The organism is Xanthobacter sp. BG11Y11_SDJG (assembly GCF_057364445.1).
In genome coordinates, this window is the sequence record NZ_JBNFNU010000012.1 from 1 (window position 1) to 12,351 (window position 12,351).

Below are 12,351 nucleotides of genomic sequence, written 5' to 3' on the forward strand. Positions count from 1 at the left end.
GGCGGTGGTAAGCCCCACCGCCGAGGCGCTCGGGCCAGGCCACGCCGTGCCCCGGGCGCTCGGACAGGACGGGATCGCGGCGGTGCTCGAAGCCTATGCCGCCGCCGCCGCGCGGGCGGACGCGGCGGGCTTCGACCTGGTCGAGGTCCATGGCGGGCACGGCTATCTCATCGCCAGCTTCCTCTCGCCCGTCATCAACACCCGCAACGACGCGTATGGCGGCGATCTCGCGGGGCGCATGCGCTTTGCCTTGGAGGTGGCCGAGGCGGTGCGCGGGCGCTGGCCGGCGCACAAGCCGCTGATGTTCCGCATCTCCAGCGTCGACGGGCATCCCGAGGGCTGGCAGATCGAGGATTCGGTGATCCTGGCGCGCGCGCTGAAGGCGCGCGGCGTCGACGTGATCGACTGCTCGTCCGGCGGGCTCAGGGAATCCACCGCCATCGAGAACACCAACCGGCAATTGGGCTACCAGGTGCCCTATGCGCGGGCGATCCGCCACGGCGCCGGCATCGCCACCGCCGCCGTGGGGCTGATCCTCGACGCGCACCAGGCGGAGGCGATCCTCGGCGCTGGCGACGCCGATCTCGTCGCCCTCGCCCGGCAGGCGCTCTACGACCCCTATTGGCCGCGCCACGCGGCGCAGGCGCTCGGCCTCGACCCGGCCTTCGAGAGCTGGCCGACCAATGCGGGCTGGTGGCTCGCCAAGCGCGCCACGGGCTTCGCGCGCATCGGCTACGGGCCGACCGGCGCGCCGGTGGGCGGGAACTGAGCCGGCGGCGGCGGGCGGCGGTACGACATTATCCGCCGGCCCCGCGCGCCAGCGCCCTTGCATCGGCGGCGCGGTTGGGATCATTGGGTGCCGGCGAAGGACGCGGCGCGCGCCAGCCGGCGCGGCCCCCGGCTCCCCCGACGCTGCGTCCCGCAACTCCGAAAGGCGCCCCATGGACCGAGCCCGACTGTGGGGCGTGGCGTTCCTGCTCGTCACGGCGGTGGGCTGGGCCCTGAACTGGCCCACGATCAAGTTCCTCCTCCAGGTGTGGCCGGCCTTCTTCGCGCGCGGGGTCGCCGGCGTCGGCGCCGCCCTCCTGCTCGGCCTTCTGGCGCTCGGCCGGGGCGAGAGCCTGCACGTGCCGAGACGCATCTGGCCGCAGCTCGGGCTCACCGCCTTCACCAGCGTGTTCGCCTGGATGGGCTTTGCCACCGTGAGCCTGAACCTGATCAGCGTCGCCGAGGCCGCCCTGCTGGTCTATTCCATGCCGATCTGGGCGATGCTGCTGGCGTGGCCGCTGCGCGGCGAGCGGCCGGGCGTGCGCGCGCTCGTCGCCCTGGCTTTGGCCCTCGCCGGCGTCGTCCTGCTCCTGAGCGGCCAGAAAAGCATGGCCAGCAGAGACCAACTGCTCGGCGTCGGCCTCGCCTTGGCGGCGGCGGTGCTGTTCGCGTGGGGCACGGTCGCCCATCCCAAGCCGCTGCCGCTGCCGCCCTTGGCCCAGACCGCATGGGTGGTGGGGATCGGCTGCGCGCCCATGATCGTGCTCGGCCTTCTGTTTGAGGCGCCCCGGCTTGACGCGCTGACCGGCGCGGCGGCCGCGAGCCTGGCCTATATGACGCTGGTGCCCATGGGGCTGTGCTATCTCACCTGGTTCGCGGCGCTGCGCCGGCTGCCGAGCGGCATCGCGACCATCACCATGCTGCTCGTGCCCCTGTTCGGCACGCTCTCGGCCGCCGCGATCCTGGGTGACCCGTTCGGCCTGCGGGAGGCCGGCGCGCTGGCATTGACCCTGGGCGGCGTCGCGCTCGCGCTCCGGGGCCGTCGCCGCGCCGGCGCGGTCCCGTCCGCCCGATTCCCATCCCGGCGGGACGTGATCCGAACGGCCGCCGCCGGCCGGTGTTCTTCGGCGGGCCGATGCGCTATGCGAGCGCGTGGCATCAGTGCCGGAGCGGATCATGACCGAGCAGGGCGTCCTGCGCCTTTCCATCGCGGTGACCCTCGTGCTCGCGGCGCTGGGGATCGTCTTCGGCCTGCTCTCCGGCTCCTATGCCATCGTCTTCGACGGGGTCTACGCGCTCACCGATGCGAGCATGACCGTGCTCGCGCTTCTGGTCGCCAACCTGATTGCCACCGCGGCCGCGCCCGGTCCGGCCGCCAACCGCTTCACGGCGCAGTTCACCATGGGGTTCTGGCATCTGGAACCCATGGTGCTCGGCCTCAACGGCGTCATGCTCATGGGAGCGGCCGTCTACGCGCTCATCAACGCCATCGGCAGCCTGATGAGCGGCGGGCGGGCGCTCGATTTCGACCAGGCGATCGCCTATGCGGTCGTCACCGTCGTCATCGCGCTCGCCATGGCGCTGTTCGCGCGGCGCGCCAACCGGACCATCAAGTCCGATTTCCTGGCGCTCGACGCGAAGGCGTGGCTGATGTCCGCAGGCCTTACCGCGGCGCTGCTGGCGGCCTTCCTCACCGGCGCCCTGGTGCAGGGCACGCGCCTCGCCTGGATCTCGCCTTATGTGGATCCGGCCGCGCTGGCGCTGGTCTGCCTCGTCATCATTCCGCTGCCGTTCGCCACGGTGAAGCAGGCGCTGGCCGACATCCTGCTCGTGACCCCCGCGTCGCTGAAGCAGCATGTGGACGCGGTGGCCCGGGACGTGACGGTGCGCTACGGCTTCGTGTCGCACCGTGCCTATGTGGCGCGGGTGGGCCGGGGGCGGCAGATCGAGCTCTATTTCATCGTGCCCCGCGGCACCGCGCCCAAGCCGCTGGAGGACTGGGACCGCATCCGCGACGAGATCGGACAGGCCATCGGCGGCGACACGCCCGACCGCTGGCTGACCATCGTGTTCACCACCGACCCCGAATGGGCGGACTAAGCGCAGGCTCGGCCCGGCCCCGCACTGGCGGCGCCGTGGCGGCGGCCGGCGCACATCCCGCTGCGGGGGCGGCTCAGACGCAGAGGAGTTGGGCGGTGCCGGTGCTCGAAATCGTCCCGTTCCCGATGCGCGCCTGCGCGAACCGGCGGCGCCGTCGCCACCTTCGACGCGGCGCTGGCGCGCCTTGCTGCGGACCTCCTCGATACCCTGCGTGCGGCGCCGGGCATCGGCATCACGGCGCCGCATGTGGGGATCCTGCGCCGCGTCGTGGTGCTCGACCTGCCCGGCGACGCGCGCCGCGGACCTATGTCAATCCGCGCATCGTCACTGCATCGCCGCAGACCATCCGACACGCGGAAGGCAGCGTGTCCATGCCCGGAATCACCGAGGAGGTGGAGCGTCACGCGCGGGTGACGGTAGCGTACCTGGACCTCGACGGCGCGGCGCGGATCGAAGAGGCGGAGGGCCTCAGGGCCGTTTGCCACCAGCACGAGATCGACCAGCTGGACGGCATCTTCTGGCTCCAGCGGCTGTCGCGCCTGAAGCGCGAGCGCGCCGTGAAGCGGTTCGAGAAGACGCGGCGCGATCCCCGTTAGAGCAAGATCCGATAATTGAACCCTTTTGATCGCTGGCCGCCCTCTAAATTATTGGCAGAGCATGCGCCGCTCCGGGTCCGTGAGCGGCCTCCCGATCGTCAACCGATGCGCCGCCCCGGCCGTCTCTCCGGCGCGCGGCCGGCGTGCGGGCCTTCCCCTCCTTCGATTATCGGGCTTTGCACCGACGCGATTGGGGTCCGGCTGAGCGGATCGTGGCCGAGCGCATCGACGGCCCGAGCCCGGCGCAATTGACACTCTGACATCGATCTGCCAGCTTTACAGAACAGCGTTTCAAATAATGCAATGCGCCGCCCGATCGGTCACAGACGAGCCCAAAAGAATGCTCGCGGCGCGGGAGGAAAAACATGCTCAGGATATCGCGGGCAGCCGTCGCGCTCGCCTTGGCGGCGCTTTGCGCCACGGGCGCTGTGGCACAAGGTCGTGCCGATGATTTTCCCACCAAGCCGATCCGCTGGATCGTCCCCTTCTCCCCCGGGGGGGCGACCGACATCGTCGCCCGCGTGGTCGGGCAGAAGATGCAGGAGGCGTGGGGCCAGCCGGTTGTCGTCGAAAACAAGCCCGGCGCGGGCGGCACGCTCGCCACCGAGCTCATCGCCCGCGCCGCGCCGGATGGCTACACGATCGGTGGAATCTCGCTGAACTTCACCATGTACCCGTTCCTCTATCCGAGCTTCCCTTTCAACATCCAGAAGGACTTCACCCCCATCACGCTGGTGGCCCGCATCCCCTCCATCCTGGTGGTGACGCCGGCCGTGCCGATCTATTCGGTGGAGGACTTGATCCGCGCGGCGAAGGCCAACCCGGGCAAGATCGGCTTCGCCTCCGGCGGCGGCGTGGGCACCGGCGGACACGTGGCCGGCGAGCTGTTCAAGAAGATGACCGGGGTCGACATGACCCACATCCCCTACAAGGGCGGCGGCCCGGCCACCGCCGATCTGATCGGCGGGCATGTCCAGATCTCGTTCGCCACCACCACCTCCATCGTCGAGGCGATCCGCGCCAACAAGGTGCGCCCCATCGCCGTCACTTCGGCGACGCGCTTCGCCCTGTTCCCGGACCTGCCCACGATCTCGGAGTCGGGCGTGTCCGGCTTCGTCACCGAGGAGATGCAGGGCATCGTCGCGCCGGCCGGGGTGCCGCAGCCGATCATCGACAAGCTGAACAAGGAGATCGTGCGCATCCTGAACCTGCCCGAGGTGAAGGATCGCCTGGTCAATCTCGGCGCCACGCCGGTGGCCGGCACGCCCGCCGAGTTCGCGGACTATCTGCGCACCGAGAGCGCCAAATGGGCGGAGGTGTTCAAGGGGTCCGGCATCACCGCCGAATGAGGCCGAGCGGCCCCGCCGGGCGGCGGGGCCTTTTCGTATCCGTCCGAGGCCGCGAGCAAGGCATGTCTCTTTCCGGGATGAAGGTTCTGGTGGTCGGCGGCAGCTCGGGCATGGGGCTCGCCACCGCCCCAGAGTCGGCCCGAGGAGGCCGGGGCCGAGGTGGTGCTCTCCTCGCGCTCGCAGGCGCGCCTCGCCGAGGCCGCCGCCCAGTTGCGCGCGCCGGTCGAGACCATCGCCGCCGATGCCGCCGACGAGGCGCATGTGAAGGCGCTGTTCGCGCGCACGGGCACGCTCGACCACATCGTCGTCACCGCCGCGGTGGTGAACCGAAAGCCGCTCGCCGAGATCACGCTGGCCGAGGCGCACCAGGCGTTCGAGACCAAGTTCTGGACGCAGTTCAACGTGGCCCGGCTCGGCGCGCCCTTCGTCAAGGCCGGCGGCAGCATCACATTATTCTCGGGCATCTCCAGCCAGCGCGGCTTTGCGAGCCTCGTTGTGGCGAGCGCCATCAACGGCGCGGTGGATGCGCTCTGCCGCTCGCTCGCCATGGCGCTCGCGCCGGTGCGCGTCAACGCGGTGAGCCCCCGGCTTCGTCGACCACCAGACGCCACCGCGACGCGGCGCGGCGCCAAGGTGCTGGAGGCGGTCGCCGCCCGCCTGCCCGTGGGCCGCGTCGGCGCGCCCGAGGACCTCGCCCGCGCCGTGCTCTTTCTGATGGAGAGCCCCTACGCGACGGGGTCCGTGGTGGTGGTGGACGGCGGGCACCTCGCCGGGTGAGCGACCGGGCGAGATGAGATCGCCGTGACGGCATGCAAAGCAATGGCAGGGAAGGAGCGAGGACGTGGATTTCGCATTGACGGACGATCAGGAGCGGATGCGCGACGGGGTCGCACGGCTGGTGGAGCGCGAGGTGCGCCCGGTCCTCTCCGCGCACCCGCGCGACCGCGCGCTGCCGAAGGCCGAGATGGTGAAGCTGTTCGAGGCCATCGCGCAGTACGGCCTCCTGTGTCCGCGCCTGCCCGAGGAGGCCGGCGGCCCGGGCATCTCCATGCTCGACTACGGCATCATGTTCGAGCAGATCCCGCCCACCGTCTCCATGTCCATGCTCTCGCAGGACAGCTGCATCGCCCGCCTCAACGCCGAGTGCACGGATGAGCAGAAGGCGCGCTTCCTGCCCGACCTCGTGGCGGGCCACAAGCTCGCCTGCACCGGCTCGACCGAGCCCGACACCGGCTCCGACCCGCGCGGCATCAAGACCAGGCTCACCCGCAAGGGCGACACGGCCATCCTCAACGGCCGCAAGATGTGGATCACCAACGTCAGCGCCTGCGACCTCATCCTCGTCACCTGCATCGACGAGGGGCGCTCCAAGGACGGCCGCCCGGTCATCATCAAGGTGGTGGTGGAGCGCGACACGTCGCCGTTCGAGGCCCGCGAGATCGACGCCATCGGCCTCAATCAGGGCTATCTCGGCGAGGCGGTGTTCGACAATTGCAAGGTGCCGGTCGCGAACATCGTCGAGAGCGACAGCGGAACCCGCGTCCTCAACCGCTCCTGGTACGTGAACCGCTGCATGGTCGGCCTGCAGGCGGTTCACCTCGCCGAGCGCGCCTATCTCGCCGCACTCGACTATGCCCGCGTGCGCAAGCAGTTCGGCAAGCCCATCGCGGCCCACCAGCTGGTGCAGAAGAACTTCTCCGACATGGTCACGGCGATCACCGCGAGCCGCATGCTCTGCTACCGCGCGCTGTGGATGATGGACAAGGGCGAGGAGGCCGGCGGCGCCTCCGCCATGGCCAAGCGCTTCGCGCAGATGAACTGCACCGAGGCGGTCTGGCAGGCCATGAACGTGCTCGGCGCCATGGGCCTCTCGCGCGAGGCGGGGCTCGAGGAGATGTACCGCGACATCCGCATGCTGCCGATCCCCGACGGCACCAACGAGATCCTGGCGCTGATCCACGCCCGCGAGATCACCGGCTTCGAGGCCTTCCGCGGCACCGCCGGCTGACGGCGCCGGGCGCGGAGGGAGTGGAGGACCGAGCAGGCACGCAACGAACCCGGAGGACACATCCCATGTTGGCAGAACTCAAGCCGGCTACCACCGCCCCGCTGGAGATGCGGGCGCAGGTGCGCATCACCAAGGTGGAGATCATCGCCGCGCGCATCCCGTTCGCGATCGAGTTCAAGATCGCGACCGGGGGCATCCGGCCCGGCGTCGACGTCATCCTGGTGCGGCTCCACACCGATGCCGGCGTCACCGGCATCGGCGAGACGCCCGCCTGGCGGCGCCAGGGCAGCAACGACACCGTCGCCTCCCTCACCACGCTGATCCGCGACCACTTCACGCCGCTGGTGGTGGGCCGCTCGCCGTTCGACATCGGCAGCATCCTTGCCGACATGGACACCGAGATCTGGCACTCCAACTACGCCCAGGCCGGCATCGCCGACGCGCTGATGGACCTCCAGGGCAAGCTGCTCGGCGTGCCGGTCTACCAGCTGCTCGGCGGCAAGTGCCGCGACGGCGTCGGCGCCTGCGCGGTGATCGGCATCAAGGCCGACTTCAAGCGCATGCTGGAGGATGCGCAAAGCTTCTACGACAAGGGCTTCCGCAGCTTCACCGTCAAGATCGGCAACGATGCGGTCAAAGACGTGAAGGCGGTGGAGGCGATCCGCGCGCATCTGCCCGCGGACGCGCTGATCCGCGTCGACGCCAATGCGGGCATGGACTTCGACACCGCCGTGTCGGTGCTCAAGCGCCTGGAGCCGCTCGACATCGACGCCGCCGAGCAGATGGTGCCGCCCTGGGATATGGCCGGCATGGCGGAACTCGCCCGCAAGACCACCATCCCGCTCATGGCCGACGAGTGCATCGCCACCGACCACGATCTCCTGGACGTGATCCAGCGCCGCGCCGCGACCGTGATGCAGACCAAGAGCCCGAAGAACGGCGGCATCTGGCGCTGCCGCCAGCTTTGGACTATCGCGCGCGCCGCCGGCATGCGCATCTATCCCGGCAACCATCCGGGCACCAGCATCGTCGCCACCGCGGTCGCGCACCTCGCCACCGCCTGGCCGGGGCCGCTGCTGGAAGGGCCGTTGCGGTCGGCATCTGCGGGCTGATCGGCGCCGACGTGGTGACCGAGCCGGTGCAGATGGACGGGCGCTTCCTGCGCGTCTCCGACCGGGCGGGCTTCGGCCTGGAGCTCGACGACGACCGGATCGAGGCGCTGCGCATCCCCTTCTGACGCGGCCCGTCGGGCGCGAGGCCCCGACGGCACGGGACGCGCCGGTTCTTTGACACCCAGGGGACCGGCGCGCATAATTAAAGAAACAATGTTCCAAAATATGAAACAAAAACGAGGGAGGAACGCATGATCTCGAACATCATCACGAAACGGCGCCTTGGTCTCGTCATGGCCGCGATGATCGCCGCAGCGGCGCTTTCTCCGCTGCCGACCTTCGCCGACAACTATCCCAGCCGGCCGATCAAGTATGTGGTGCCGTTCCCTCCGGGCGGCGGCGTCGACACCCTGGCGCGCATCCTCGCCGAGAAGCTGTCCGCCCGCCTTGGCCAGCAGGTGATCGTCGACAACCGCTCCGGCGCCGGCGGCCTCACCGGCACGCGCTCGGGCGCCAAGTCGCCGCCGGACGGCTACACGCTGGTCGCAGCCTCGTTCAACTACCTCACCCTGCCGATCCTGTTCCCCGACATCGACTTCGACATCGTCAAGGATCTCGACCCGGTGATCCTGGTGGCGAAGTTCCCGTGCGTGCTGGTCGTCTTCCCGGATGTCCAGGCGAAGACGGTGAAGGAGATGAAGGCGCTCGCCGGCACGCCGGCCAGCCTCAAGTTCGGCTCGTCGAGCACCGGCGGCGGCGGCCACATCGCCGGCGAGCTGTTCAACCAGATGGCGGGCGTGAAGATGACCCACGTGCCCTATCGCGGCGCGGCGCCCATGAACGTCGACCTCATCGCCGGGCGCATCGACCTCGCCTTCGCGCACATCACCTCGATCCTGGAGCTGATCCGCGGCGGCCGGGTGCGCCCGCTCGCCATCACCTCGGAACAGCGCTCGCCGCTGCTGCCCGACGTGCCGACCATGACGGAGGCGGGCTTCCCGAACTTCGAGGCCGGCGAGCTCAACGGCATCCTCGTGCCCGCAGGCACGCCGAAGGAGATCATCGCGCGGCTCAACAAGGAGATCGTCGAGATCCTTCGGATGCCCGACGTGAAGGAGAAGCTGGAGGCCCAGGGGGCGCAGATCATCGCCAGCACGCCGGCGGAGTTCGCGACCTTCATCGCCCAGGAATCGGCGCGCTGGGGGTCGGTCGCCAAGGCGGCCGGCATCAAGAGCGAATGACGCGGCAGCAGGAGAAGCACCAGGAGATTCATATGGCCCAGGTTCAAACCCTCCATGGCGCGGCCGAGGCCGTGGACCGGACGGCGGCGCTCGCCGACGTCCTCTGCGCGCTCGACACCGCCACCCTTCCGCGGGCGACGGTCGAGCGCACCATGGATCTCGTCGTCGACCATCTCGGCGTCGCGCTCCACGGGCTCGACCTTCCCTGGTCGCGCATCATCGCCGAGTTCGGGACCGAGGAGGGCGGGCGGCCGGATGCCACCGTCTACGGACGCGGGCGGCTGCCGGCGCGCACGGCGGCGCTCATCAACGCCACCATGGCGCACGGCATCGAGCTGGACGACACCCACGACCAGTCCTGCTCCCACCCCGGCGCCGTGGTGATCCCGGCGGCGCTCGCTGTGGCGGAATGACCGGGGCCGTCGGGCCGGCGACCTCATCGCCGCCATCGTCGCCGGCTACGAGGCGCACGACCCGCGCCGGCGCGGCGCTCACCGGCGATCTGATGAGCCGCGGCTTCCACCCGACCGCGCTCTCGGGCGTGTTCGGCGCCGCCACCGCCGCCGGCCGGCTGCTCGGCCTCACCTCGGCCCAGATGCAGTCCGCCTGGGGCCTCGGCGTCTCCATGGCGTCGGGCGTGATGCAGTTCACCCAGGACCCGCTCGGCACCATGGTGAAGCGCCTGCACGCGGGCATCCCGGCCCACAACGGCGTGCTCGCCGCCATGCTTGCCGCGCGCGGCTTCCAGGGTCCGCGCGGCGCGCTCGACGGACGGGCGGGCTTCGTGCACGTCTTCAGCCCCCGCCCTGAAGACTGGCGGCTGACACAGGACCTCGGCACGGAGTTCGCGGTCGACCGCATCAGCATCAAGTTCTACGCCTGCTGCCGCATGTTCCACGCGCTGGTGGATGCGATCCGCTCTAGCCGCGAGGAGGCGGGCTGGGGCGCAGACGACGTGGAGGAGATGACCGCCTCCGGGCCGCGCATCATGTCCGAAGGGCACATGGAGTACCGCCCGCGCTCGGTGATGTCGGCGCAGTATTCCCTGCCCTACGCCGTCACCGCGGCGCTGATGCTCGATCCGCGCGACCCGCGCTCGTTCAACGCCGACACAATGGCCCGCGCCGACGTGCTCGCCGTGGCGGACCGCGTCGCGGCCAAGGTGAGCCCGGAGCTCGAGGCCTACTTCCCCGCCAAGTATCCCGGCGGCTTTTCCGCGCGGCTGAGGGACGGGCGCACGATCGAGAAGACGCTGCTCGATTCCTTCGGCACGCCGGAAAGGCCGGTCGACCGCGCCGGCATCACCAGCAAGTTCCGCGCGCTCACCGACGGCATCGTCCCGGCTGGGCGGGCCGACGCCATCCTCGGCGAGGTCTTCGCGCTCGTCACGGCGCGCGATGTGAGGCCGCTGACGGCGCTATTGGGGGCGGGCGTGACCGGCGATTGAGGGCGCCCTGGCTGCGCCGCCCCGGCGGCGCGGCTGCCCTTAGCCCCGGCGTGTTGACAGCCCGGGGAGCTATGCTAATCGTCTAATATACGAAACATTGTTATAAATTGTGAAATATGGGAGGACCGAGGGTGGATACTGGGCTTGATGGCCGCGTGGTCATGATCACCGGCAGCGGTGGTGGAATCGGCCGGACCATGGCGCTGAGCTTCGCGCGCGAGGGAGCGCGGATCGCCGTGAACGACGTGTCCGAGAACGGCGTCGCCGAGACCATCGACATGATCCGCGCCGCCGGCGGCACCGCCGTGCCGGCGCGCTGCGACATCACCGACCTCACCGCCGTCCGCGAGACCGTCAAGAGGATCGAGGACGAGCTCGGTCGCATCGACGCCCTGGTCAACAATGCCGCGCTCATCGTCGCCCACGAGCTGTTCGTCGAGACCCGCCCCGAGGATTGCGACAAGGAGATCAAGGTCGTCCTCTACGGTACCATGAACTGCACGCGCGCAGTGCTCTCGGGCATGATCGAGCGGCGCTTCGGCAAGATCGTCAACATCGTCACCGACGCCGCTCGCGTGGGCCAGGAGCGGCAGGCCAACTATTCGGCGGCCAAGGGCGGGGTGATCTCCTTCACCAAGTCGCTGGCCAAGGAGGTCGGCCCGCACAACATCAACGTCAACGCGGTCTCCCCGGGCGCCACCAATTCGCCCATCCGCATGGAGATGTTACGCCAGCTGACCGCCAAGATCGGCGAGGAGAAGGCCAAGGAGCGCGAGGAGAAGGTGCGGCGCATGTATCCACTGCGCCGCATCGGAGAATCCGAGGACGTGTCCAACGCCGTCGTCTTCCTCGCCTCGGACCTCGCCCGCCACGTCACCGGACAGATCGTCAGCGTGAACGGCGGCTTCGCCATGCCCGGCTGAGGAGGCGCAGATGAGCGAGATCCTCACCATCGAGCGCGCGCCGCCCACGGCCGTGCTCACCTTCAACCGGCCCGAGAAGCAGAACGCGCTGAGCATCGAGATGTTCGACGCCCTCGACGCCGCGTTCGACGCCCTCGACCGGGAGAAGGACATCCGCGGCGTCGTGCTCACGGGCAATCCCAAGGTGTTCTCCACCGGAGGCGACCTGAAGCAGGCACTGGAGATCAACACCATCCTCGAGACCAAGTTCTGGCTCGACCGCTTCGCCGGCACCAATGCCCGCATCGAGGGGTTGACCAAGCCGGTGGTGGCCGCCATCAACGGCTTCTGCCTCACCGGCGGGCTGGAGCTCGCCTTATGCTGCGACATCCGCATCGCCGCCACCGACGCGCAGTTCGGCGTCACGTCGAGCCGCATCGGCACGGTGGCGGGCGCGGGGGCGACGCAGCGCCTCGCCCGCCTCATCGGCCCGGAATGGACCAAGCAGCTGCTGTTCAGCGGCGACTTCATCGATGCGCAGACGGCGCTCAGGATCGGCCTCGTGAGCGAGGTGGTGGAGCCCGGCGCGGTGGTGGACGCCGCCAAGGCCCGCATCGAGGCCTATGCCCGGCGCGCGCCGCTGAGCGTCTATTATGCGAAACTCGCGGTGAACAACGGCCTGCAGATGGATCTGCAGTCGGCCCTCGCCTACGAGCGCCAGCTCACCACCGGCCTGTTCGCCACCGCCGACAAGAAGGAGGGCATGGCCGCCTTCCTCGAGAAGCGCACGCCGCAATTCAAGGGCGAATGAACCGCCTTTCCGGAAAT

Annotated in this window: 10 protein-coding genes and 3 pseudogenes; all 13 read left to right on the forward strand. The window is 69.7% G+C overall.

Annotated elements, in window-relative coordinates:
* Positions 1-769, forward strand: a 769-nt coding sequence (locus tag AC2W7M_RS02905) for an oxidoreductase (RefSeq protein WP_486129913.1), incomplete at its 5' end; no start/stop codon positions are given.
* Positions 770-941: 172 nt separating this feature from the next.
* Positions 942-1,742 (forward strand): annotated as a pseudogene (locus AC2W7M_RS02910) (DMT family transporter); the annotation flags it as partial.
* A gap of 199 nt (positions 1,743-1,941) precedes the next feature.
* Entirely contained in the window at positions 1,942-2,868 is a 927-nt protein-coding gene (locus AC2W7M_RS02915) for a cation diffusion facilitator family transporter (protein WP_486129945.1), read from the forward strand.
* An 88-nt stretch (positions 2,869-2,956) separates the two neighbouring features.
* Positions 2,957-3,464, forward strand: a pseudogene (locus tag AC2W7M_RS02920) (peptide deformylase).
* A 365-nt stretch (positions 3,465-3,829) separates the two neighbouring features.
* Positions 3,830-4,813 (forward strand): Bug family tripartite tricarboxylate transporter substrate binding protein, encoded by a 984-nt coding sequence (locus AC2W7M_RS02925; RefSeq protein ID WP_486129915.1) that lies wholly within the window; start codon positions 3,830-3,832, stop codon positions 4,811-4,813.
* Between the two features lie 153 nt (positions 4,814-4,966).
* Positions 4,967-5,590: pseudogene (locus tag AC2W7M_RS02930) on the forward strand (SDR family oxidoreductase); the annotation flags it as partial.
* A 64-nt stretch (positions 5,591-5,654) separates the two neighbouring features.
* A complete protein-coding gene (locus AC2W7M_RS02935) occupies positions 5,655-6,821 on the forward strand; it encodes an acyl-CoA dehydrogenase family protein (RefSeq protein ID WP_486129917.1) in 1,167 nt (388 codons plus the stop codon).
* 65 nt (positions 6,822-6,886) lie between these two features.
* Positions 6,887-7,933, forward strand: coding sequence for a mandelate racemase/muconate lactonizing enzyme family protein (locus tag AC2W7M_RS02940; RefSeq protein WP_486129919.1), 1,047 nt, complete (start codon positions 6,887-6,889; stop codon positions 7,931-7,933).
* Positions 7,934-8,184: 251 nt separating this feature from the next.
* Entirely contained in the window at positions 8,185-9,174 is a 990-nt protein-coding gene (locus AC2W7M_RS02945) for a Bug family tripartite tricarboxylate transporter substrate binding protein (RefSeq protein WP_486129921.1), read from the forward strand.
* A 32-nt stretch (positions 9,175-9,206) separates the two neighbouring features.
* Positions 9,207-9,587 (forward strand): MmgE/PrpD family protein, encoded by a 381-nt coding sequence (locus AC2W7M_RS02950; RefSeq protein WP_486129923.1) that lies wholly within the window; start codon positions 9,207-9,209, stop codon positions 9,585-9,587.
* The gene (locus tag AC2W7M_RS02955; RefSeq protein WP_486129925.1) at positions 9,584-10,621 is read left to right on the forward strand and encodes an MmgE/PrpD family protein; all 1,038 of its coding nucleotides are present in this window, start codon (positions 9,584-9,586) and stop codon (positions 10,619-10,621) included. Before AC2W7M_RS02950 ends, AC2W7M_RS02955 begins: the two co-directional genes overlap by 4 nt.
* Positions 10,622-10,782: 161 nt before the next feature.
* Complete coding sequence (locus AC2W7M_RS02960) at positions 10,783-11,544, forward strand: SDR family NAD(P)-dependent oxidoreductase (RefSeq protein ID WP_486129947.1); 762 nt, start codon at positions 10,783-10,785, stop codon at positions 11,542-11,544.
* A 10-nt stretch (positions 11,545-11,554) separates the two neighbouring features.
* Positions 11,555-12,334, forward strand: coding sequence for an enoyl-CoA hydratase/isomerase family protein (locus AC2W7M_RS02965; protein ID WP_486129927.1), 780 nt, complete (start codon positions 11,555-11,557; stop codon positions 12,332-12,334).
* Positions 12,335-12,351: the final 17 nt, after the last annotated feature.